This window comes from Sphingomonas sp. JUb134, from assembly GCF_004341505.2.
GTDB lineage: Bacteria > Pseudomonadota > Alphaproteobacteria > Sphingomonadales > Sphingomonadaceae > Sphingomonas.
Genome location: NZ_SLYP02000001.1, coordinates 3,290,910 through 3,314,048 on the forward strand (window position 1 = coordinate 3,290,910; position 23,139 = coordinate 3,314,048).

General features: G+C 69.4%; 23 protein-coding genes. 18 read left to right on the plus strand and 5 right to left on the minus strand.

The genetic code is table 11. The features are described from left to right. Positions 1-2: 2 nt before the first annotated feature. From rsmI to EDF69_RS15520, 4 genes are all read left to right on the plus strand, one after another. Entirely contained in the window at positions 3-839 is an 837-nt protein-coding gene (gene rsmI, locus EDF69_RS15505) for a 16S rRNA (cytidine(1402)-2'-O)-methyltransferase (protein ID WP_132883065.1), read from the plus strand. Then, positions 836-1,189: a YraN family protein gene (locus EDF69_RS15510; protein WP_132883064.1), complete on the plus strand. Its 354-nt coding sequence runs from the start codon at positions 836-838 to the stop codon at positions 1,187-1,189. Before rsmI ends, EDF69_RS15510 begins: the two co-directional genes overlap by 4 nt. A 234-nt stretch (positions 1,190-1,423) precedes the next feature. Beyond that, positions 1,424-2,380: a glutathione synthase gene (gshB, locus tag EDF69_RS15515; RefSeq protein WP_132883063.1), complete on the plus strand. Its 957-nt coding sequence runs from the start codon at positions 1,424-1,426 to the stop codon at positions 2,378-2,380. A 39-nt stretch (positions 2,381-2,419) separates the two neighbouring features. Next, entirely contained in the window at positions 2,420-3,025 is a 606-nt protein-coding gene (locus EDF69_RS15520) for a DedA family protein (RefSeq protein ID WP_132883062.1), read from the plus strand. Between the two features lie 235 nt (positions 3,026-3,260). On the opposite strand, the gene EDF69_RS15525 is transcribed toward EDF69_RS15520, so the two are convergent. Further along, positions 3,261-4,172 (minus strand): tyrosine recombinase XerC, encoded by a 912-nt coding sequence (locus tag EDF69_RS15525; protein WP_339538641.1) that lies wholly within the window; start codon positions 4,170-4,172, stop codon positions 3,261-3,263. Positions 4,173-4,229: 57 nt separating this feature from the next. On the opposite strand from EDF69_RS15525, the gene EDF69_RS15530 reads away from it, so the two are divergent. The 5 genes from EDF69_RS15530 to EDF69_RS15550 all read left to right on the plus strand — a co-directional run bounded on the left by EDF69_RS15530 (position 4,230) and on the right by EDF69_RS15550 (position 11,873). Beyond that, positions 4,230-5,702, plus strand: a complete 1,473-nt coding sequence (locus tag EDF69_RS15530) for a diguanylate cyclase domain-containing protein (protein WP_132883061.1) — start codon at positions 4,230-4,232, stop codon at positions 5,700-5,702. Between the two features lie 50 nt (positions 5,703-5,752). Continuing rightward, a complete protein-coding gene (locus EDF69_RS15535; RefSeq protein WP_132883060.1) occupies positions 5,753-7,924 on the plus strand; it encodes a primosomal protein N' in 2,172 nt (723 codons plus the stop codon). 388 nt (positions 7,925-8,312) lie between these two features. Beyond that, a complete protein-coding gene (locus tag EDF69_RS15540) occupies positions 8,313-9,824 on the plus strand; it encodes a trypsin-like peptidase domain-containing protein (RefSeq protein ID WP_132883059.1) in 1,512 nt (503 codons plus the stop codon). Then, the gene (locus EDF69_RS15545; RefSeq protein ID WP_132883058.1) at positions 9,824-11,392 is read left to right on the plus strand and encodes an alpha/beta hydrolase; all 1,569 of its coding nucleotides are present in this window, start codon (positions 9,824-9,826) and stop codon (positions 11,390-11,392) included. Before EDF69_RS15540 ends, EDF69_RS15545 begins: the two co-directional genes overlap by 1 nt. Further along, positions 11,379-11,873 (plus strand): GNAT family N-acetyltransferase, encoded by a 495-nt coding sequence (locus EDF69_RS15550; protein WP_339538654.1) that lies wholly within the window; start codon positions 11,379-11,381, stop codon positions 11,871-11,873. Before EDF69_RS15545 ends, EDF69_RS15550 begins: the two co-directional genes overlap by 14 nt. Before the next feature lies 1 nt (position 11,874). Here the strand turns inward: EDF69_RS15550 and EDF69_RS15555 are convergent, their stop codons facing one another. Then, positions 11,875-12,549 carry a dienelactone hydrolase family protein gene (locus EDF69_RS15555; protein ID WP_132883056.1) on the minus strand — a complete coding sequence of 225 codons (675 nt, stop codon included), beginning with the start codon at positions 12,547-12,549 and terminating at the stop codon, positions 11,875-11,877. A gap of 255 nt (positions 12,550-12,804) precedes the next feature. On the opposite strand from EDF69_RS15555, the gene EDF69_RS15560 reads away from it, so the two are divergent. From EDF69_RS15560 to EDF69_RS15595, 8 genes are all read left to right on the plus strand, one after another. After that, positions 12,805-13,353, plus strand: coding sequence for a F0F1 ATP synthase subunit delta (locus tag EDF69_RS15560; protein WP_125961636.1), 549 nt, complete (start codon positions 12,805-12,807; stop codon positions 13,351-13,353). A 2-nt stretch (positions 13,354-13,355) separates the two neighbouring features. Beyond that, entirely contained in the window at positions 13,356-14,885 is a 1,530-nt protein-coding gene (gene atpA, locus EDF69_RS15565; RefSeq protein WP_132883055.1) for a F0F1 ATP synthase subunit alpha, read from the plus strand. Between the two features lie 6 nt (positions 14,886-14,891). Further along, positions 14,892-15,182: an antibiotic biosynthesis monooxygenase gene (locus EDF69_RS15570; RefSeq protein ID WP_132883054.1), complete on the plus strand. Its 291-nt coding sequence runs from the start codon at positions 14,892-14,894 to the stop codon at positions 15,180-15,182. Between the two features lie 3 nt (positions 15,183-15,185). Beyond that, complete coding sequence (locus tag EDF69_RS15575; protein WP_132883053.1) at positions 15,186-16,067, plus strand: F0F1 ATP synthase subunit gamma; 882 nt, start codon at positions 15,186-15,188, stop codon at positions 16,065-16,067. A gap of 23 nt (positions 16,068-16,090) precedes the next feature. Beyond that, positions 16,091-17,563, plus strand: a complete 1,473-nt coding sequence (gene atpD, locus EDF69_RS15580; protein ID WP_129340096.1) for a F0F1 ATP synthase subunit beta — start codon at positions 16,091-16,093, stop codon at positions 17,561-17,563. Positions 17,564-17,608: 45 nt separating this feature from the next. Further along, positions 17,609-17,860, plus strand: coding sequence for an ATP synthase F1 subunit epsilon (locus EDF69_RS15585; protein WP_125961575.1), 252 nt, complete (start codon positions 17,609-17,611; stop codon positions 17,858-17,860). A 170-nt stretch (positions 17,861-18,030) separates the two neighbouring features. Further along, positions 18,031-19,575 carry an ATPase, T2SS/T4P/T4SS family gene (locus EDF69_RS15590; RefSeq protein ID WP_204991402.1) on the plus strand — a complete coding sequence of 515 codons (1,545 nt, stop codon included), beginning with the start codon at positions 18,031-18,033 and terminating at the stop codon, positions 19,573-19,575. Between the two features lie 44 nt (positions 19,576-19,619). Next, positions 19,620-20,798 (plus strand): retropepsin-like aspartic protease, encoded by a 1,179-nt coding sequence (locus tag EDF69_RS15595; RefSeq protein WP_132883052.1) that lies wholly within the window; start codon positions 19,620-19,622, stop codon positions 20,796-20,798. Positions 20,799-21,045: 247 nt separating this feature from the next. Here the strand turns inward: EDF69_RS15595 and EDF69_RS15600 are convergent, their stop codons facing one another. From EDF69_RS15600 to EDF69_RS15610, 3 genes are all read right to left on the minus strand, one after another. Further along, positions 21,046-21,468, minus strand: a complete 423-nt coding sequence (locus EDF69_RS15600; protein ID WP_132883051.1) for a hypothetical protein — start codon at positions 21,466-21,468, stop codon at positions 21,046-21,048. A 135-nt stretch (positions 21,469-21,603) separates the two neighbouring features. After that, positions 21,604-22,080: a lyase gene (locus EDF69_RS15605; RefSeq protein ID WP_132883050.1), complete on the minus strand. Its 477-nt coding sequence runs from the start codon at positions 22,078-22,080 to the stop codon at positions 21,604-21,606. Continuing rightward, on the minus strand, positions 22,077-22,256 hold the full coding sequence (locus EDF69_RS15610) for a hypothetical protein (protein WP_425336659.1): 180 nt from the start codon (positions 22,254-22,256) through the stop codon (positions 22,077-22,079). Before EDF69_RS15610 ends, EDF69_RS15605 begins: the two co-directional genes overlap by 4 nt. A 60-nt stretch (positions 22,257-22,316) precedes the next feature. On the opposite strand from EDF69_RS15610, the gene EDF69_RS15615 reads away from it, so the two are divergent. Further along, positions 22,317-23,123, plus strand: coding sequence for a class I SAM-dependent methyltransferase (locus EDF69_RS15615; RefSeq protein WP_132883049.1), 807 nt, complete (start codon positions 22,317-22,319; stop codon positions 23,121-23,123). Positions 23,124-23,139: the final 16 nt, after the last annotated feature.

Consider the following 23,139-nt stretch of genomic DNA (forward strand, 5'->3'; position numbering starts at 1 on the left):
TGATGAACGCACCACTATCCCCCGGCCTCTACATCGTCGCGACCCCGATCGGCAATCTCGGCGACCTTTCCCCCCGCGCGGCGGCGGTCTTGTCCTCCGCCGACGTGATCGCGGTGGAGGACAGCCGCGTCACCGCCGGCCTGCTCCGCCACATCGGCACCAAGCGGCCGATGGTGCCGTATCACGATCACAACGCCGAAGGCGTCCGGCCCGGCCTGGTCGCGCGCATGGGGCACGAGGCGGTCGCCTTGGTGTCCGACGCGGGCACGCCGCTGATCTCCGACCCCGGCTACAAGCTGGTGCGCGATGCCCGCGCGGCAGGCCATCTGGTGGTGACGGTGCCGGGACCGTGCGCCGCCATCTCCGCGCTGACGCTCGCGGGGCTGCCGACCGACCGCTTCTTCTACCTCGGCTTCCTGCCGCCCAAGCAGCATGCCCGTGCCGAGGCGATCGCCGAGATCGCGGCGGTGCGCGCGACGCTCGTGCTCTACGAAAGCGGCCCGCGCCTCGCCGCAACCCTCGCGGCCCTCGCCGAGGGGCTCGGCGACCGCGAAGCCGCGGTCGCGCGCGAGATCACCAAGAAGTTCGAGGAATGCGTGACCGGCACGCTCTCCCAGCTCGCCGAACGCTATGCCGAGGCCCCGCCCAAGGGGGAGATCGTGATCGTCGTCGCACCCCCCGGCGAGGCACCCCCGGCCGACGCGGACACCGCCGATGCCGCGCTTCTCGAAGCCCTCGGCCGCCTCCCCGTCTCCAAGGCTGCGGGCGAGGTCGCCAAGAAGCTCGGGCTCGACCGCAAGCTACTCTACGCGCGGGCGATGGAACTGAAGGGCCAATGAGGGACCGCCGCGCGGCCGAGGCGCAGGGCCGCGCGGGCGAGCGCTGGGCCGCCTGGTACCTGCGGCTAAAGGGCTGGCGGATTCTTGACCGGCGGGTCCGCACGCGCGCCGGCGAGATCGACCTGGTCGCCCGACGCGGATCGGTGGTGGCGTTCGTGGAGGTCAAGGCGCGCGGGAACGCAGCGGCACTCGACCTCGCCATCGACGAGCGGCGGTTGCAGCGCGTGGCGGCGGCCGCAGAGATGCTGATGCCCCGCTATGCCGGGCCGGGCGACGATATCCGCATCGACGTGGTGCTGGTCGCGCGCGGGGTGCCGGTGCGGCATATCGAGAACGCGTGGATCGGGTGAGGTGCCTCCCCCTCTTCGTCCCACAACAACCCGTTTGTCTCGAGTAGGGATCGAGCTTGTCGAGAGCCCGTATCGAGAGAGCCACAACGACCGACCTCTCGATACGCCGTCTCGACAAGCTCGACGGCTACTCGAGGCGAACGGGATTTGTGGCGGTCGCTCGCGAGAAGCAGTCGGACCCGTGACAATCCCCGCCCCCGCGCCTACCTCCCGCGGGCAACAAGGAGTTCCCGCATGCCGCTGACCGTCGCCGTCCAGATGGATCCGCTCCATTCGATCAACATCGCAGGCGACTCGAGCTTCGCGCTGATGCTGGCGGCACAGGCGCGCGGGCATCGGCTTTTCCACTATGCGGCAGAGGACCTGAACTACCAGGCCGGCCGCGTCTGGACGCGCGCGCATCCGGTCACGGTGCAGCGTGTCGAGGGCAACCACTTCAGCTTCGGCGATCCGGTGAAGCTCGACCTGGGCGAAGACACGGACGTGGTGCTGATGCGCCAGGACCCGCCCTTCGACCTCGGCTACATCACCGCCACTCACCTGCTCGACCGCATCACCGATCGCACGCTGGTGGTGAACGATCCCGCCAACGTCCGCAACGCGCCCGAAAAGCTGTGGGTGCTCGACTATGCGCACTTCATGCCGCCGACGCTGGTCACGCGATCGGTCGAGGAAGCGCGGCTGTTCCTCGCCGAGCATCGCTCGATCGTGGTGAAGCCGCTCCACGGCAACGGCGGCAAGGCGATCTTCAAGATCGACGAAGACGGGCAGAACCTCTCCTCGCTGATCGAGGTGTTCAACACCGCCTATCGCGAGCCGCACATGGTGCAGGCCTTCCTCGCGGAGATCGTGGAAGGCGACAAGCGCATCGTGCTGGTGGACGGCGAGGTGGCAGGCGCGATCAACCGCATGCCGGGCGAAGGCGAGATCCGCTCCAACCTGGCGGTCGGCGGGTCGGCGGCGAAGACCGAACTCACGGAGCGCGAGCGCGAAATCTGCGCGGAACTCGGCCCGGAGCTCCGGCGCCGCGGGCTGCTATTCGTCGGCATCGACGTGATCGGCGGCAAGTGGCTGACCGAGATCAACGTCACCTCCCCCACCGGCATCGTCGCGATCGACCGCTTCAACGGCACCGACACCGGCGCGATGATCTGGGACGCGATCGAGCGGCGGGTAGCGGAACGCGGCTGAGCTTGGCCCCCGCCCCGCGTTCCGCGCGTTAGCCGCGCCATGACCGACTTCATCCTCGATGCGATCGCCTGGGGCGGGTACCTCGGCATCGCCCTCTTGATGGCGCTGGAAAACGTCGTCCCGCCGGTTCCGTCCGAAGTGATCATGGGGCTGGGCGGCATGGCCGTCGCACGCGGCACCATGTCGATGGCGCCGCTGGTGCTGTGGGGCACGGTCGGATCGGTTGCGGGCAACTACTTCTGGTACGCGCTCGGCCGGCGCTTCGGCTACCTCGGCCTCAAGCCCTTCGTCGACCGCTGGGGCCGCTGGCTGACGCTGGAGTGGGAGGATGTGGAGAAGCTCCAGCGCTTCTTTTATTCACGCGGCGCCTGGGTGGTGTTCGTGTTCCGCTTCCTGCCCACCTTCCGCACCATGGTGTCGCTGCCCGCCGGCATGGCCTGCATGCCGCACTGGCGCTTCATCCTGGCGACCTTCACCGGCAGCGCGATCTGGAACGCGGTGCTCGCCTGGGCCGGGCTCTACTTCGGCTCCAACTTTCGCGAGCTGGAGCAATATGTCGGCCCAGTGACCATCGCCCTCTCCGTCATCATCGTGGTCGGCTATGTCTATCGCGTCGTCACCTGGAAGCCCCGCGCCGAGCGGTGATGCTCCTTCCCGTGTTCCCGCACAGGCGGGAACCCAGGGCCGAGCAAGCCACGGCTGGCCGTAACCATCGTCCCGTGCGCATCAACCTTTTCCGTTCATCTCGAGTAGGGATCGAGCTTGTCGAGAGCCCGTATCGAGAGAGCCGCAACAACCGGTCTCTCGATACGCCGTCTCGACAAGCTCGACGGCACCTCGAGACGAACGGCGAGGTGACGGATGAGACGTTCGCGCACGATCACGCCCGCGGGTGGGCGTTGCGATAGACGTCGAGCAGATGCGCGGCATCCACCGCCGTATAGACCTGGGTCGAACTCAGGCTCGCGTGTCCCAGCAGTTCCTGCAGCGCGCGCAGGTCCGCGCCGCGGCCGAGCAGATGGGTGGCAAAGCTGTGCCGCAGCGCATGCGGCGTCGTGCGGTCGCCCAGCCCCAGCCGCACCCGCGCCGCCCGCACCGACCGGCGCACGACGCCTGCCGCCAGCGGGCCCCCTTTGGCGCCGCGGAACAGCTCGGCATCGCGCGCCGTGCCCCAGGGGTTGAGCCGTACATAGGCGTCGATCGCGTCGCGCACCGGCGGCAGCAGCGGCACCATCCGAGTCTTGGCGCGCTTGCCGGTGACGGCGATCGCCTCGCCCAGCGGCAGCACCGCCCCGGTCAGCCCCAGCGCCTCGCCGATGCGCAGCCCGGCACCGTACAGCAGCAGCAGCACCGCCCAGTCCCGCGCGGCGATCCACGGCTCGGCCGCGTCCTCCGACACGTCCTCTGCCAGGGCGATCGCCTCGTCGGGCGAGATCGGGCGCGGCACGCCCTTTTTCACGCGCGGCCCCTTCACCCGCGGCAGCGACGCGCCCTCCCCGCCCACCCAGGCGAGAAAACCGCGCACCGCCGACAGCTCGCGCGCGGCCGAGGCGTTGCCCAGCCCCTCGCCCCGGCGATGCGCCAGGAAGGCACGCAGGTCGGTCGCGGAGAGCGCCTTCAGCTCCGCCTCGCCGACCGGCCCGCCCAGGTGGCCCCGCAGGAACGCCAGCAGCCGCTCGGCCGTCGCCTGGTACGCGCGCACCGTATGCGCAGAGCGGCGGCGATCCCGCGCCAGGTGGCGACCGTAGCGCAGCGGCAGCGGCTCGATGCCCGTCTCTTCCCCCGCTTCCACCTGCCAACCCCCAAGAAAAGTTACGGAAAATCAACTCCGCCGCGCTAGCCGTGGCGAATGCCGGAGCGTTTGTACAATGCTGCGCGCGAAATCGCGATCTCGCCGGCGGAGCTCCAGACGCTGCTTGCCGCAGCGCCGGACGCCGCCTTCGAAATGGTCGCGAAGGTCGCCCGGGAACTGATCGCCGCCCCCATCGCTGCGGTGAACCTGATCGAGGGCGACCGCTTCTGGGTAAAGGCAGGCTATGGCATGCCGAAACAGCCGCTGCCCCGCGCCGAGGCGTTCTGCGACGTGACGGTCGACAGCGATGCCCCGCTGGTGGTGGACGACGCGACGACCGACCCGCGCTTCCGCAGCCTGGCGGTGGTGACCGCGGCCGATCCGGTCCGCTTCTATGCCGGGGTGCCGCTGCACGTCACGGATCGCGTGCGCCAGGTGACGGAGGCGGTCGGCACGCTGTGCATCATGGACGTGATCCCGCGCTCGCTGCCGCCCGGCGCGCTCGCCGTCCTGCGCCAGCTCGGCGACATCCTCGAAAAGGTGATCGAGGCGGAGGTGGCGACGGCAGGCGCCGTGGCGATCGCCCGCACCGCCGCGGAACAGAGCCTGCAACTGCGCCGTCATGACCTGACCTTCCGCCAGGCCGAACGCCTCGCCCGCATCGGCTCCTGGTGGTTCTCGCTGGAAACCGACGAGACCCTGTGGTCGGAAGGCATGTACCGGATCTACGAGCTGCCGGCGAACACCGCCCTCTCCGTGGACGAGGCGATCGGCTTCTTCAGCGGCATCAGCCGGCCGGACCTGGCGGCCTTGGTCGAGAAGACGACGCAGACGGGCGAGCCGTTCACGCTGGAACTGGATTTCGTCACCGCCAAGGGCAACCACCGGCGCGTCCGATCGATCGCGCATGTCGAGTTCGAGGAGGGGCGCGCCACCGGCGTCAGCGGGGTGATGCAGGACATCACCGAGCATTGGCTGCTGGAGGAAAAGCTCCGCCGCTCTGCCGACACCGATTCCCTGACCGGCATCGCCAACCGGAGCGCGTTCAACCGTGCCCTGTCCGAAGCGATCGAGCGCGCGCGCAGCACCCAGGTGCCGTTTGCCCTGATGCTGATCGACCTGGACGAGTTCAAGGGGATCAACGACACCCATGGCCATGTCGTCGGCGACGACATGCTGCGCGCGGTCGGCGCACGCCTGCGCGATCCGATGCTGGGCGACAGCCTCGCCGCATGGCTCGGCGGCGACGAGTTCGCGCTGATCGTGACCGATCCGGCTCTCTATGCGGATCTGCCGGGCGTCGCCGGGCGGCTGCTGGAACAGCTGCGCCAGCCGGTGGAGACCGCGGCGGGCGTGCTGCCGATCTCCGCCACCATCGGCTATGCCCGATTCGAGGACTGCCCCGAAACCGCCCGTGGCTTCATCCATTGCGCCGACAAGGCGCTCTACGAGGCCAAGCGCGAGCGGCGCGGCTCCGCCCGCGGCTATCGCACCTTCGGCCGCCGCGGCAGCGACCAGCCGGCGGGCTGACGCACCGGCGATTCCCAATCGCGGGCAGCGTCCCTATCTAGGGACCCTCCATGACTTCCTCCCGCGTCCGTGTCCTTGTCCTCAACGCCGCCCTCGGCCCCCTCGACTATCGCGTGCCGCACGGCATGACGGTCGAGCCGGGCTCGATCGTGATCGCGCCGCTCGGCCCCCGTCAGCTGCTGGCGGTGGTTTGGGAGCCGGAGCGGCTGCCCTGCGAGGAAGTGGGCGACAATCGCCTGCGCCCGCTGCTGGGGGTGGTGGACGCGCCGCCGATCCCGGCGCCCCTGCGGCGGCTGATCGAGTGGACCGCCGACTATTATCTCGCGGCCCCCGCCTCGGTGCTGCGCATGGCGCTGTCCTCCACCTCTGCGCTGGAGGGGGCGAAGCTCGCCACCGAGTATCGCGCCACCGGCCAGGTGCCGGACCGGCTCACCCCGCAGCGCCAGCAGGCGCTGGAGCGGATCGGCGACCGCCAGGGGCTGGTGCGCGAGCTCGCCACCATGGCCGACGTGTCGGAGGCGGTGGTGCGCGGGCTGGTGAAGGCCGGCGCGATCGAGGCGGTGAGCGTCGACATCGACGTGCCCTATCCGATTCCCGACCCGGCGTACGGCGTGCCGGTGCTGTCCGAACAGCAGGCCGAGGTCGCGGGCGTGCTGTGCGACGCGGTCGCGACCCAGCCGTTCCGGCCCTTCCTGCTCGACGGCGTCACTGGCTCCGGCAAGACCGAGGTCTATTTCGAGGCGATCGCCGCCGCCATCGCTGCGGGCAAGCAGAGCCTGGTGCTCCTGCCCGAAATCGCGCTCACCGAACCCTTCCTCAAGCGCTTCCACGCCCGCTTCGGCTGCGAGCCGGTGGCGTGGCATTCGGACCTGCGTTCCACCCAGCGGCGGCGTGCGTGGCGAGCGATCGCCACCGGCCAGGCGCTGGTGACGGTGGGCGCCCGCTCGGCGCTGTTCCTGCCCTATGCCAATCTGGGGCTGATCGTCGTCGACGAGGCGCACGAGACCAGCTTCAAGCAGGAGGAAGGCGTCCACTATCACGCGCGCGACGTGGCGGTGATGCGCGGGCTGTTCGAACGCTGCCCGGTGGTGCTCGCCTCCGCCACCCCCGCGATCGAGACGCGTCACCAGGTCGCACTCGGCCGCTATACGGAGCTCAAGCTCCCCGGCCGCTACGGCAAGGCGGAGCTGCCGGCGATCGAGCCGATCGACCTGATCGAGGAGCCGCCGATCCGCGGCCGCTGGATCGCGCCCAAGCTGGTCAACGCGATCGACGAGACGCTGGCCCGCGGCGAGCAGACGCTCTTGTTCCTCAACCGGCGCGGCTACGCGCCGCTGACCCTGTGCCGGTCGTGCGGGCATCGCTTCCAATGCCCCAACTGCACCGCCTGGATGGTCGAGCACCGGCTGATCCACCGATTGTCCTGCCACCACTGCGGCCACATGATCCCGACCCCGCGCAAGTGCCCGGAGTGCGACGCGGAAGATGCGCTGGTCGCCTGCGGCCCCGGCGTGGAGCGCATCGCCGACGAGGCCGCCGCGCTGTTCCCGGACGCGCGCATCGCCATCGTCACCTCCGACACGCTCTGGTCCCCCGCCAAGGCCGCCGAGTTCGTCAACCGGATGGAGGCGGGTGATATCGACCTGGTGGTCGGCACACAGCTGGTGACCAAGGGCTATCACTTCCCCAACCTGACGCTGGTCGGCGTGATCGACGCGGACCTGGGCCTCGCCGGCGGCGACCTGCGCGCGGCCGAGCGCACCTTCCAGCAGATCATGCAGGTCGCCGGGCGCGCCGGGCGCGGCGAGAAGCCGGGACACGTCTTCATCCAGACGACCGCCCCCGACGCGGCGGTGATGCGCGCTTTGGTGTCGGGCGATGCCGAGAGCTTCTACGCCGCCGAGACCGAGGCGCGGCAGGAGGCGGAGGTACCGCCCTTCGGCCGCTATGCCGCGATCATCGTCTCGTCGGAGGACAAGGACGCCGCCAATGACGCCGCCCGCCGCATCGGCCGCGCCGCGCCCGAGGTGGAGGGCATGCACGTCTTCGGCCCCGCCCCCGCCCCATTGGCGATGCTGCGCGGCCGCCACCGCTTCCGCCTGCTGGTCCATGCCCGCCGACAGCTCGACGTGCAGGACGTGATCCGCGACTGGCTGGGCAGCGTCGAATGGTCGAGCAAGGTGCGCGTCGCGGTGGACGTGGACCCGTATAACTTCCTCTAGGAGCGCCCCTGCCCCGTCACGACGACGATCAGGTCGTGACGCGGACTGACGGCAAGCGCTCCTTGAAGACTCCCCTCCCTGCAAGGGAGGGGCTGGGGGTGGGTGCGAGCACAAGCGAGCCTCGACGCTCGAAACAAAAGCGACGGCCGAGGCATCGAGCCTCGTCCGCCGCTGGACCCACCCCCGCCCCCTCCCTTGCAGGGAGGGGAGTCAAGGTTGGCTATCGATGACCCCGGGCGTCTGGCACTTGATCCAACACTATGGTCCGTAGGCTCACGACCCAGGAGGATGGCGACCGGAAGGCCGCGCCATGCCCCCCCACACCCCGCTTGAACCCCGCCGCGCTTTCCCCGAAACAGGCGCCGGTTTCTTCTGGGGGCAAGGCCGCGTGGCGCGACTGCTGTTGATGCTGGGATTTCTGGTCGCGTGGGCAGTCCCCGCGCAGGCCGACGATATTTCCGCCGCCGGCCGGGGCGTAGTCCGCGTCGTCACCATCGCCGTGGTCGACGATGAGGTCGTGGGCTTCGGCCACGGCAGCGGCTTTGCCGTCGGCCCCGACCGGATCGTCACCAACGCGCATGTGGTCGAACTCGCCGGCCGCTACGAGGGCAATGTCGTGATCGGCGTCGTGCCCTCCGAAGGCGACAAGTCCTACCAGGGCCGGCTGATCGCCCTCGACCAGGAACGCGACTTGGCGCTGATCGAGGTGCAGGGCCTGAAGCTGCCGCCGCTCGCGCTCTACAACGGCCCGATCGGCGAGGGCGAGGCGACGGTCGCGCTCGGCTATCCCGGCAACGTCGACTTGGCGACCGCGCAGTCCGCCTCCGACTATATCCTGCCGCTGTCGCCCGTGCGCTCGGAGGGCGTGTTCTCCGGCCTGCGCCGCCTCGGCACCACCGGCGTGCTGCTCCACACCGCCAGCATCGCGCGCGGCAATTCGGGCGGCCCGCTGCTCGATCGCTGCGGCCGCGTGCTGGGCGTCAACTCGGCGCTGACCCGCGGCGACGACGGCGACGCGAGCTTCGGCTTCGCGATCGCCGGCAGCGAACTCGCCGGCTTCCTGCGCGAGGCCGGGCAGTCGGCAACGTTGGTCGGCACCAACTGCATCAGCATGGAGGAACTGCTGGCGCAGGATCGCGCCGCCGCCGCCGATGCCGCACAGCAGGACGCCGCCCGCGCCCGCACCGCCGCCGAACGCGCCGCCGCCGAACGCGCGATCGCGATCGAAAGCGCCCGCGAACGCAACGAGGCCACGCGCGAGAACTTCATGGCCGGCGCCGCAGTGCTGCTCGTCCTGGCGGGGCTCGCCGCGGGGGGCGCGGGGCTGATGGCGACGCGCGGCAAGCGGCGTGAGGCGATCTGGGCCGGGGCCGGCGGCGGCGTGCTGCTGCTGGGCGCGGTCGTGCTGTTCCTGGTCCGCCCGTCCTTCGACCCGGATTCGGTGCCAGAGCCGACCAAAACGACGAGCGCCGCCAACGGCCTTACCGGCAAGCTCCTGTGCACGCTGGTGCCGGAGCGCAGCCGCGTCACCGTCTCCGCCACGCCTGAAGTGGCGATGGACTGGCAGGCGAACGGCTGCATGAACGGCCGCACCCAATATGCCGAGGCGCCGAACAGCGGCTGGGAGCGCATCCTGGTGCCCGACGACGAGCAGACCGTCTCGGTGCTCCGCTACGAGCCGGCGACCGGCACCTACATCAACACCCGCTACATGCTGGGCGCCGATCGCATGGCGGAGGCGCGGCGGCTGCGCGAGGGCGTCGCGCTGAAGCAGTGCGCCGGCGAGAGCGCGGGCCGCGCCAATCTGGCGACGCAACAGGCGGCGATCCGCGGCGCGCTGCCGCCGCTGCCCAACGAGCGCCTGGTCTATCAATGCCATCCGGCACGGGGGACGAACTGATGCTGCGCAACCTGACGCTCACCACCACGCTGCTCCTCGCGAGCGTCGCGCTTCCGGCACAGGATGCGCCGCCGCTCGCCATCCCCGTCGCCGCCGCACCCTCGCTCGGGACCACCAACGCCGGCCGGCTGCTGGTGTTCGCCACGGCCGCAGAGCCCGGCGCCAAGCCCGAGGAGGCGATCGACGTCTCCCCCTTCTCCCCCAACGCCACCTATGTCGCGGCGCGCGAGGTGAGCGACCTCCGCCCCGGCACCCCGGCGCTGGTGGACACCAACACCGACGCCTATCCCGCCGCCTTCTCCACCCTGCCGCCCGGCACCTACCGGGTGCAGGCGCTGCTCGATCGCGACCATAGCTACAACTACAGCGGCCGCGATGGCGGCGACCTCTTGTCCCCGGTGGTGACGGTGACGCTGCCCGGCCCCGTGCCGACGCTGCTGCTCGACCATGTCGAGCCCGCAGCCGACGACACGGCGATGCTCGCCCGCCTCCCCGCCGAACGCCGCAAGCCGCTGGAGGCGGCGCTCGCGCGGGTTGAGCCGGTCGAGGTGCACAGCCCGCTCCTCACCCGCTTCTGGGGCCGGCCGACCAGCATCCAGGGCTGGGTGGCGCTCCCGCCCGGCTATGCCGAGGGCAAGACGACCTACCCCACCGTCTATTCGGACGGCGGCTTCGGCAGCACGCTGGCGTCCGCGCGGATGAGCGCTGCGAGCATGACGGCGATGATGGCCAAGGGCGACGCCCCGCCGATGATCTGGGTCTATCTCGACCATCACATCGCCACCGGCACCCATGAGTTCGCCGATTCGGTGAACAACGGCCCCGTCGGCCAGGCGCTGGTGGAAGAGGTGATCCCGGCGCTCGAGCAACGCTACTGGATGGATGCGCGGCCGAGCGGCCGGTTCCTGACCGGGCACAGCTCCGGCGGCTGGTCGACGCTGTGGCTGCAGGTCGCCTACCCGAAGACGTTCGGCGGCAGCTGGCCGACTGCGCCGGACCCGGCCGACTTCCACGACTTCACCAACGTGAACCTCTACGAAGACGCCAATTTCTATGCCGGCGCCGATGGCAAGGACCATCCGCTGGTGCGCAAGGACGGCAAGGTCGTCGCCACCCTGCGCCAGTTTGGACGGCTGGAGCAGGTGCTCGGCCCCTATGGCGGCCAGTTCGCGAGCTTCGAATGGGTGTTCTCGCCCAAGGGCGCGGACGGGCGCCCGCTGCCGGTGTTCGACCGCGCGACCGGCGCGATCGACAAGCAGGTCGTCGCCTATTGGCGCGACCATTATGACGTCGCGCACATCGTCGCGCGCGACTGGCAGACGCTGAAGCCGGACTTGGACGGCAAGATCCACCTGACGGTGGGCACCGCCGACACCTTCTATCTCGACGGCCCTGCCCGCCGGCTGAAGGCGGTGCTCGACGGGCTGGGCGCGAAGTCCTCGTTCCGCTTCGTGCCCGGCAAGGACCACGGCAATCTCTATGAGGCGGACGGCGACCGCGCCGCCCTCACCAAGCAGATCGCGCGCGAAATGTATGCCGTCGCCAGGCCCGACCGTGCCCAGCGCTGAGGACGGCATCCGCTTCCACGCAGGCGAGCTCGACTCCGCGGACGTCCAGGCGCTGCTCGCGGCCCATCTCGCGGGCATGCACGCGCAGTCCCCGCCCGGCTCCGTGCACGCCCTCCCTCTGGAGGGGCTGCGGCGAGCGGACGTGACCTTCTTCTCCGCGCGCGACGCGGACGGGCAGCTGCTCGGCGTCGGCGCGCTGCGCGAACTCGATGCCGGCCACGGCGAGATCAAGTCGATGCGCACCGTCGACGGCGTCCGCAACCGCGGTGTCGGCGCTGCGGTGCTCGGCCAACTCCTCCGCGTCGCCCGCGAGCGCGGCTACACGCGGGTGAGCCTGGAGACCGGGACGCCCGAGGGCTTCGCGCCCGCACGCCGGCTCTACGAACGGCACGGCTTCACCCGTTGCCCGCCGTTCGCCGACTATCGCGAGGACCCGTTCAGCTGCTGCATGACGCTGGAACTGAACGGGCCCGCCGCCTGACTCACCCGCCGTTGGCGCGAAACAGCTCCAGCGTGCGCTCTCGGGCGAGCTTAGCCGCTTCCGGGGAATAATCGTCGCGCCGGTCGGAGTTGAAGCCGTGACCGGCGTCATAGATGTAGATCGCCGCGTTCGCCGGCTCGGCCGCGGCCAGCGCCTCGACGCCCTCGACCGGGATGCCGTGGTCGTGGCGGCCGAAGTGGGCGATCGTCGGCACCTTGGGCGCTTCCTTCGATTCGGGCACCAGCCGGCCGTAATAGCTCGACACCGCCGCCAGCCCTTCGACCCGCGCCGCCGCAAGCCACGCGACCGACCCGCCGTAGCAATAGCCGACGGCGAACACCGGCCCCTTGGGGCGGAGCGCGTCGACGCACACCTGCACGTCCGCGACCGAGGTCTCGATCGGATGGATGTCGCGCGACAGCTCGATGCCGCGCTGCAGCCCCTCCCCACCATAGGCTGCCTCGAAACCGGGTGCTTCGCGGTCGAACAGCGCGGGTGCCAGCACCTCATAGCCGTCCGCGGCAAAGCCCTCGCATAGGTCGCGGATATGGTCGGTGATGCCGAAGATCTCCTGCACCAGCACGAGGCCACCGCGCCGCTCGCCCTGGGGCTCGGCGTGATAGACCCCGATCTCGGCGCCGTCCGCCATCGTCATCCGGATCATGCTGCCATTCATCTGTCATTTCCTCTGGCTAGGGATCGCCCCGCAGGCTTTTCTTGTCAGGCGGGGCCGGATCGGTCCACCGCTGCCGTTTCTTTGGGCATCCGCGCAACGGAAACGGGCGCGTGACTTGCATCCTGAGCCCCCCTTTGCTAACCGCGCGCCAGCCATTCAGGGGGGCGTTTATCCGGCACTGCCCTGTTCCCCATGGCATAAGCGCCTTCTTGGACAAGTTGGGATAGGGATCGCGTGGAGACTTCCGGCGGCAATATAAGCGGTGGCATCCAGGCGAGCCTGGCAGGCCGCTACGCGACCGCGCTCTTCGAACTGGCGCGCGACGACCAGTCGATCGCGACGGTCGAACAGAGCCTGGGCGGCGTGCGCCAGGCGCTGAACGAATCGGACGAATTCCGCGCGCTGGTCGCGAGCCCGCTGGTGGCGCGCGACGCCGCGACCAAGGCGATCGAGGCGGTGGCGGATTCGATCGGCGTCGATCCCACCACCAAGCGCTTCCTGGGCGTGCTCGCCCAGAACCGCCGGTTGAAGGAACTGCCCGCGGTGATCCGCGCGTTCCGGGCGCTGGCGGCAAACCATCGCGGCGAGGTGACCGCAGAGGTCGCCTCCGCCCACACGCTTACCGACGATCAGGTCGATGCGCTGAAGCAGCAGCTTCGTGCCCGCGTCGGCCGCGACGTCTCCGTCGACCTGAAGGTCGATCCCTCGCTCCTGGGCGGGCTGGTCGTGAAGATCGGCAGCCTGATGATCGACAGCTCGATCAAGACCCGTCTGAACACTCTCGCGCACGCGATGAAAGGCTGAACATGGATATCCGCGCCGCAGAAATCTCCAAGGTCATCCGCGACCAGATCGCGTCGTTCGGCACCGAGGCACAGGTCTCCGAGACCGGCACCGTGCTGTCGGTCGGCGACGGCATCGCGCGCATCTACGGCCTGGACAACGTCCAGGCGGGTGAGATGGTCGAGTTCGCCAACGGCATCCAGGGCATGGCGCTCAACCTCGAAGCCGACAACGTCGGCGTCGTGATCTTCGGCTCGGACGCCGAAATCCGCGAGGGCGACACCGTCCGCCGCACCGGCACCATCGTGGACGTGCCGGTCGGCAAGGGCCTGCTCGGCCGCGTGGTCGACGGCCTCGGCAACCCGATCGACGGCAAGGGCCCGATCGTCGCCGAGAAGCGCAGCCGCGTCGAGGTGAAGGCACCGGGCATCATCCCGCGCCAGTCGGTCAGCGAGCCGATGCAGTCGGGCCTGAAGGCCATCGACGCCCTCGTGCCGGTCGGCCGCGGCCAGCGCGAGCTGATCATCGGTGACCGCCAGACCGGCAAGTCGGCCGTCGCGATCGACACCTTCATCAACCAGAAGGAAGTCAACAAGGGCACCGACGAGTCGAAGAAGCTCTACTGCGTCTATGTCGCGGTGGGCCAGAAGCGCTCGACCGTGGCGCAGCTCGTCCGCACGCTCGAAGAGAATGGCGCGATGGAATATTCCATCGTCATCGCCGCGACCGCGTCCGAGCCGGCCCCGCTCCAGTTCCTCGCCCCCTACACGGGCGCCGCGATGGGCGAGTATTTCCGCGACAACGGCATGCACGCGCTGATCGTGTTCGACGATCTGTCGAAGCAGGCCGTCGCCTATCGCCAGATGTCGCTGCTGCTGCGCCGCCCGCCGGGCCGCGAAGCCTATCCCGGCGACGTGTTCTACCTGCACAGCCGCCTGCTCGAGCGCGCGGCCAAGATGTCGGACGCGATGGGCGGCGGTTCGCTGACCGCGCTGCCGATCATCGAGACGCAGGCGGGCGACGTGTCGGCCTATATCCCGACCAACGTGATCTCGATCACCGACGGCCAGATCTTCCTCGAGACCGACCTGTTCTTCGCGGGCATCCGTCCGGCGATCAACGTCGGCCTCTCGGTCAGCCGCGTCGGCTCGGCCGCGCAGACCAAGGCGATGAAGAAGGTCGCGGGCTCGATCAAGCTCGAGCTGGCGCAGTATCGCGAGATGGCCGCGTTCGCGCAGTTCGGCTCGGACCTCGACGCCTCGACCCAGAAGCTGCTCAACCGCGGCGCGCGCCTGACGGAACTGCTCAAGCAGGCCCAGTTCTCGCCGATGCCGTTCGAGGAGCAGGTCGCCTCGATCTTCGCCGGCACCCAGGGCTATCTGGACACCGTGCCGGTCGGCGACGTCGTCCGCTTCGAGCAGGCGATGCTGTCGGACCTGCGCGCCAACCACTCGGGCGTGCTCGCCAAGATCCGCGACACCAAGGATCTGGGCGACGAGGCGAAGTCGGGCCTGAAGGCAGCGCTCGACAGCTTCGCCAAGACGTTCGCGTAAGACGCAGTGTCGTACCCCGTCTTCGCCGAAATTCCGGTAAAGCCGGAGTATCTCGATGACGCGATCGCCGCTGTGCGCGGCATCGTGTCGGAGACGCTTGCCGAGGACGGGTGCGAACAGTTCCTCCTGCATCGTGCAGCGGACGGATCGGCTCGCCTGTTCATCTACGAACGCTGGCGTGATCGCGCCGCGTTCGAGTTTCACCATGCTCAGCCGTACACGCTGTCCGTCTACAAGTCCTATGAGACTTGGCTGGCGGGTCCGGTTACGATCACTGAGTTGACGGACGCAAACTGACCCATGGCTTCGCTCAAAGCACTCAAGGTTCGGATCAACTCGGTCAAATCGACCCAGAAGATCACCAAGGCGATGAAGATGGTCGCCGCCGCCAAGCTGCGCCGTGCGCAGGAGGCGGCCGAGGCCGGCCGCCCCTATGCCGAGCGGCTCGAGGCGGTGGTGTCGAGCCTCGCCTCGCGCGTCGCAATCGGTGAGGGCAGCCCCAAGCTGCTCGCCGGGACCGGCCGCGACCAGGTGCACCTGTTCGTCGTCGCCACCTCCGACAAGGGGCTGGCCGGCGCGTTCAACAGCAACATCGCCCGCCTCGCCCGTCGCCGCGCGCTGGAGCTCCAGGCCCAGGGCAAGACGGTCAAGTTCTACACCATCGGCCGCAAGGGCCGCGCGGTGCTCGCCCGCCAGTTCCGCGACGGCTTCATCCACGCGATCGAGCCGGGCGATCTCGGCAAGCTCGGCTTTGCGGACGCGCGCGGCTATGCCGACGACCTGATCGCCCGCTATGAGGCCGGCGAGTTCGACGTCGCGCACCTGTTCTACGCGACCTTCAAGTCGGTGCTGACGCAGGAGCCGACCGAGCAGCAGCTGATCCCCGTGGCGATCCCCGCCGCGACGGAAGCGACCGGCGCCGCCGATGCGGTGGTCGAGTATGAGCCCGACGAGGAACACATCCTCGCCGATCTGCTCCCGTCCAACGTCGCGGTGCAGCTGTTCCGCGCGATGCGCGAGAATGCCGCGTCCGAGCAGGGCTCCAAGATGACCGCGATGGACAACGCCACGCGCAACGCAGGTGACCTGATCAAGCGCCTGTCGATCCAGTACAACCGTGCCCGCCAAGCCGCGATCACGACCGAGCTGGTCGAGATCATTTCCGGCGCGGAAGCGCTCTAAGTTCCGAAGGCAAGGAAGAAACAATGGCCACCGCCGCAGAGACTTTCGCCCCCGTGGCGACCACCAACAACGTCGGCCGCATCAGCCAGGTGATCGGCGCGGTCGTCGACGTGAGCTTCGACGGCGCGCTGCCGGCGATCCTCTCCGCACTGGAGACGGACAACAACGGCAACCGCCTGGTGCTGGAAGTCGCCCAGCACCTGGGTGAGAACACCGTCCGCACGATCGCGATGGACGCGACCGACGGCCTGACCCGCGGCCAGACCGTGACCGACACCGGCTCGCAGATCCGCGTGCCCGTCGGCCCGAAGACGCTCGGCCGCATCCTCAACGTCATCGGCGAGCCGATCGACGAGCGTGGCCCGGTCAACGCCGAGGTCACCGCGCCGATCCACGCCAAGGCGCCCGAGTTCGTCGAGCAGTCGACCGAGAGCGCGATCCTGGTCACCGGCATCAAGGTCATCGACCTGCTCGCGCCCTACGCCAAGGGCGGCAAGATCGGCCTGTTCGGCGGCGCGGGCGTCGGCAAGACCGTGCTCATCCAGGAGTTGATCAACAACATCGCCAAGGGCCATGGCGGCACCTCGGTGTTCGCAGGCGTCGGCGAGCGTACCCGTGAGGGCAACGACCTCTACCACGAGTTCCTGGACGCAGGCGTCATCGCCAAGGACGCGGACGGCAACCCGACGTCCGAGGGTTCGAAGGTCGCGCTGGTCTATGGCCAGATGAACGAGCCGCCGGGCGCCCGCGCACGCGTCGCGCTGTCGGGCCTGACCATCGCGGAATATTTCCGCGACCAGGAAGGCCAGGACGTGCTGTTCTTCGTCGACAACATCTTCCGCTTCACCCAGGCGGGCGCGGAAGTGTCGGCACTGCTGGGCCGCATTCCGTCGGCGGTGGGCTACCAGCCGACCCTGTCGACCGACATGGGCGCCCTCCAGGAGCGCATCACCTCGACCAACAAGGGCTCGATCACCTCGGTGCAGGCCGTGTACGTCCCCGCGGACGATCTTACCGACCCGGCGCCGGCGACCTCGTTCGCCCACCTGGACGCGACCACCGTGCTCAACCGCGCGATCTCGGAACTCGGCATCTATCCGGCGGTGGACCCGCTGGACTCGACCAGCCGCGTGCTCGAGCCGCGCGTCGTCGGCCAGGAGCATTACGAGACCGCCCGCGCCGTCCAGGCGATCCTGCAGAAGTACAAGTCGCTGCAGGACATCATCGCGATCCTGGGCATGGACGAGCTGTCGGAAGAGGATAAGCTGACGGTCGCCCGCGCCCGCAAGATCCAGCGCTTCCTGTCGCAGCCGTTCCACGTCGCAGAGGTGTTCACCGGCATCCCGGGCGCCTTCGTGCAGATCGAAGACACGATCCGCTCGTTCAAGGCGGTCGTGAACGGCGAGTACGACCATCTGCCGGAAGCGGCCTTCTACATGGTCGGCGGCATCGACGACGTGGTCGCCAAGGCCGCGAAGATGGCGCAGGACGCGTAAAGCAACCCACCCCTCCCCTTCAGGGGAGGGGCTTAGGATGAAAAGATGCTGCACTTCGAACTCGTCACCCCCGAAAAGCTCGTCCGCTCGGAGGAGGTCCACATGGTGGTGGTGCCCGGCACCGAGGGCGACTTCGGCGTGCTGGAGGGGCATGCCCCCTTCATGTCGACGATCCGCGAGGGTGCGCTCCAGATCTTCCGCACCGCCGGTGGCGAGCCGGAGACGCTGGCGATCCACGGCGGCTTCGCCGAGGTCAACGACCGCGGCCTGACCGTGCTGGCCGAGCGCGCCGGCTGATCGATCGCTTCCGAAGGTCGGATAGCGGCCCGCCCTGCCCCGGTTCTTCCGGCGGCGCGGCGGGCCGGTTTCGTTTCGGGCCGCCCGCCCGAACCGGCATTAGGCAATTGTCAAAGCTTGCGCGTTATCCTGACGGTACCGGGAAATCCCCGAGGTTGAGGACGTAGCAAGTGAGTGCATTCGGTCGACGCAATCATCTCGGCGCTCCTGCCGGGCGCCCGCAGTTCGGCGTCGCCCGCCCCATGCAGGGGGAAAGCACCCTCGCCCGTCCCGCCGATACTGATGGCGCCGGCCAGTTCCCGCCCATCGCCGACATCCCCCTGCCCGGCAGCGAATCGACCCCGCTTGCCGCGCCGCCCATCGACATGCCGAGCGTCCACGCCGACGCTATGCAGCGCCTGGCCGACCGTCAGGCCGCGTCCGGAGAGGCCGGCACCAGCCGGGTCGAGGGCTTCGAAAGCTCGATCCACCGCATCAAGGAACAGGTGCTTCCGCGCCTGCTGGAGCGCGTCGACCCGGAAGCGGCCGCGACCCTCAGCAAGGACGAGCTGGCCGAGGAATTCCGCCCGATCATCGGCGAGGTGCTGGCCGAGCTGAAGCTCACCCTCAACCGCCGCGAGCAGTTCGCGCTGGAAAAGGTGCTGGTCGACGAGCTGCTCGGTCTGGGCCCGCTCGAGGAGCTGCTGGCCGACCCCGCGATCAGCGACATCATGGTCAACGGCCCCGACCAGACGTTCGTTGAGCGCAAGGGCAAGCTGGAGCTCGCCAACATCGCCTTCCGCGACGAGGAGCATCTGTTCCAGATCGCGCAGCGCATCTGCAACTCGGTCGGCCGCCGCGTCGACCAGACCACGCCGCTCGCCGACGCCCGCCTGAAGGACGGCAGCCGCGTCAACGTGATCGTGCCGCCGCTCAGCCTCAAGGGCACGGCGATCTCGATCCGCAAGTTCTCGGCCAAGCCGATCACGCTCGACATGATGGCCGGCTTCGGCTCGATGAGCCCGAAGATGGCGACCGCGCTCAAGATCGCGGGTGCCAGCCGCTTCAACATCGTCATCTCGGGCGGCACCGGCTCGGGCAAGACGACGATGCTCAATGCGCTCTCGAAGATGATCGACCCGGGCGAGCGCGTGCTGACGATCGAGGACGCGGCCGAGCTTCGCCTGCAGCAGCCGCACTGGCTGCCGCTGGAAACCCGCCCGCCCAACCTGGAGGGTCAGGGCGAGATCACGATTCGCGACCTGGTGAAGAACGCGCTGCGTATGCGTCCGGACCGCATCATCCTGGGCGAAATCCGCGGCGCCGAGTGTTTCGACCTGCTCGCCGCCATGAACACCGGCCACGACGGCTCGATGGCGACGCTCCACTCCAACTCCCCGCGCGAATGCCTGGCGCGTATGGAGAACATGGTGATGATGTCGGACATCAAGGTGCCCAAGGAAGCGATCAGCCGTCAGATCGCCGACTCGGTCGACCTGATCGTCCAGGTGAAGCGCCTGCGCGACGGCTCCCGCCGCGTCACCAACATCACCGAGGTGATCGGCATGGAAGGCCCGGTGATCGTGACCCAGGAGCTGTTCAAGTTCGAATATCTGGACGAATCCGCCGACGGCAAGATCATCGGCGAGTATCGCTCCATGGGTCTGCGCCCCTACACGCTCGACAAGGCCAAGCAGTACGGGTTCGACCAGGCGCTGCTGGAGGCCTGCCTCTAGGCGGCGGGCTGGCGCGACTCGCGGAGGCTTCCTAGGCTGCCGCGATGCGCATCGCGCTCGCCCTCCTGGCCGCGGCCCTGGCCGTGTCCCCCGTCCCCGCCGCCCAGGCGCCCCGCACGGCCGCGGAGACGCTGGCGAAGGACAGCGCCGAGCGCTGGGTACCGTTCGAACTCACCCCCGCCAACCACATCCGCTTCGCGATGAAGATCGAGGGGCGGCCGGCGAGCGCCCTGCTCGACACCGGCGTCACCCACTCGATCCTGGACACCGGCTTCGCCCGCACCGCCCGGCTGAAGACCGAGGCGCGGGGCACCGCGGCCGCGATCGGCGGCGACCTGCCGCTCAGCTGGGCAAAGGTCGCGCGGCTGTCGCTGGGCGGGCTGCGCAGCACCGAGCGGCCGATGGCGCTCCTCGACCTGTCGCAGGTGCAGACTGGCGACGGCCGTCCGGTGGATGCGCTGATCGGCGCCGACCTGCTCGGCCCCCATGCGATCGACATCGATTTCGCGAGCCGCCGCTTCCGCCTGCTGCCGAGTGGCGCCGCGCCTTTCCCCGGCGACCGCGCGCCGCTGTCGCGCAACCCCGAGGGGCTCTATGTGACCCAGGCCCGGCTCGGTCGCGCGTCGCTCCGCCCGGTGATGATCGACACCGGCGACGGCACCAGCGTCAGCGTCACGCGCGCCCAATGGCGGACCGCCCGCCTGCCCCAGCGCCCGCTCACCTCCACCATCTCCTATGGCCTCGCCGGCCCAGTCGAGGCGGGCCTCACCGTCACCGACGCGCTGCGACTCGGCGACGCCCCCGCGGCCGAGGTCGAGCTGCGGATCGAGGGCAAGGACTTCGCCGATCGCACCGGCATCCCCAGCCGCATCGGCGTGGGTTTCCTCCAGCGCTTCCGCGTCCTGCTAGACCCAGGCGCCGGCCACCTCGCTCTGGCCCCGATCGAGGGCACCGCCGCCGGCCCGCCCCGCTCCACCAGCGGGCTCCTGCTCGGCTATGAACACAACCGGCTGAGCGTCCTCCACGTCATGCGCGGCAGCCCCGCGGCCCGGGCGGGCTGGCGCCGGGGCGAGGAGATCTGCCAGGTCGACGGCGCCCCCATCCGCGAAACCGCCCCCGGCGCCGCCGATCTCGCCTGGGCCGCCGACACCCCCGGCCGCAAGCTCCGCCTAGGCCTCTGCGACGGCACCGACCGAACCCTCACGCTGGCGAAGTTCTACTAGGTGGGCGGAAGCGCCCGCCTGCCCTTCGACACTCAATCACTGCCGAGCGAACGAAGAAGCCCGGTCACCCGCCCGCCCCCCACCTCCGTCATCCCGGCCAAGGCCGGGATCCATCGAGCCCCACGCGCACGCGGCGAGATGGACCCCAGCATCTCCCTGAGGTGACGAAAGTAAACGACCGGCGGCTGGAAGCGCCCAAAGTCAGTCGTTCAGGCCAGCACTCATGTCGCCCGAAGCGGTCAGTCGTTCATTTCCGCGCTTCGTATGCTTCCAGTAGCGGCCACAGGCTCGCGGAGTCCGCGCGCTGCTCAACCGCGTTGCGAAGAGCGTAGAACTCATCGTCACTCTTGATGTGGCCCCGGCGAACTACGCGCTGCACCAGCTTAGAGAACCTTGCGCGCACTTCCGACAGTGTTGGTAAGCCCAATTGCGAAAGCTCGTGGTTGCACGCGGTCACGTCGCTGGCAGACCAGTCACTAGTGAACTCCACAAGGTCGCCAATCGCCATACCTAGGCCGCCGCGCGCCTTGGCGGGGGTCTTCACCGCCATTCTATCAAGCACGGCTACGGGGTGAGTATCCCGGGTGAGAAAGTCCGAGGGAAAAACCTTGGGGACCATGTGGCTGAACCAGGATCGCAGGCGCGCGTATTCGGAGGGGTCAATCCGCATAGCCGTTATGCTGACAGCGTCGAGCCTTTGCCGCAACGGCAGCTTTCCACGCGTCGAGCGCGCTAAGCGGCTGGACTGCTTCCCACCCACGTTCGGACGCCGCGCTCTCAACGCACGGCCAGGCGTTTCACCACCTCAAGAACCCTCCGCCGCCCCTTCACATGCCGCCAGGGCAACCGCCGCTAACTGGTCCGCGTGGGGCTCGTCGGAAGGCTCCGCCCAGATGCGCAGACCGGCGATCAGGGACGGGTGCGCGCAGAGTGCGGCTGCCTCCAGCATCGGGATCACCACAGACTTCCCGCGCAGGCCCTGCTGCACGAGCGGAAGTGCCAGCGGCACATCGCGCAGGGCGATCCCCAGCACCGCCTCGCCGCGGACCACCTCGTCCGCATCTTCCGCAGCGCAAAGCAGGGCCTCGCGCACTTCCGAACCGTCGACTGCCTCCTGAGCAAGCAGGAAGGTCGCCCAATCCCGGTTCGACGGGTCTGCGTCCTGCGTCATCGCGATCAGCTGGCGCAGGTTCGCATCGGCCCACTCGCTTCCGGAGAGCGGCACCTCCTCGGCGACGATGGCCTTGAGGAAGTCCGATTCGGGCTCATACCGGGTGCTCACCCCGTGAGCGCGAGCGCGCCCAGGATGACCGCGCACAGGATTGCGGCCATCTGGATGCCGGGCCAGGGCATCACCCCCACCCGGTCCAGGTCGGCGCGGCGCGCACGTCGCGCGTCGGCGACCCCGCTGGCCACCGCCACTGCCGCCAGCGCGGCCGCTCCGCTCCAAAGTCCCACTTGCATCCGCCGCGCTTAGCCGCACAACATCCCCGCGTCACCTTTTGGAAGGTCGTTCCGATGCGCCCGATGCTGCCGATCCTCGCCCTTACCGCCGCGGCGGTTCCCCTGGCGGCAACCGCCGTCGCCCGCCCTGAGACGCCCAAGCAGGCGCTTGCCGCCGCGATCGCCGCGCCCACGCGCACGCCCGCCAACGTCGCGCGCGACAAGTATCGCCACCCGGCAGAGACGCTCGCCTTCTTCGGCGTGAAGCCTTCCGACACGGTGGTGGAGGTCTGGCCGGGCGGCGGCTGGTACACCGAGATCCTCGCCCCCTATCTGGCGCGCACCGGCACCTATTATGCCGCCGCCCCGCTGCCGAACGGCGCCAAGGGCGTGCAGGCGCTCCAGGCGAAGGACGCCGCGCGCTATGCCAAGGTGCGGATCGCAGGCTTACCGGCCAAACCCGGCGACGCGACCGTGCCCGACGGCAGCGCCGACGTGGTGCTCACTTTCCGCAACGTCCACAACTGGCGCTTCGGCGGCGCGGACCAGGCGCAGGCGATGTTCGACGCCATGTTCCGCATGCTGAAGCCCGGCGGCACGCTGGGCGTGGTCGAGCACCGCCTGCCCGAGGCGCGCGACGGCGCCGCCGAGGAGAAGAGCGGCTACATGAAGGAAAGCTCGGTGATCGGCTTCGCCACCAAGGCGGGGTTCAAGCTGGCCGGCCGGTCGGAGGTGAACGCCAACCCGCGCGACACCGCCGATTGGCCGCAGGGCGTGTGGACGCTGCCGCCGAGCTATCGGCTGGGCGACACCGATCGCGCCAAATATGCCGCGATCGGCGAGAGCGACCGCATGACGCTGCGCTTCGTCAAGCCGCGGTAACCCTCAGAGCTGCACA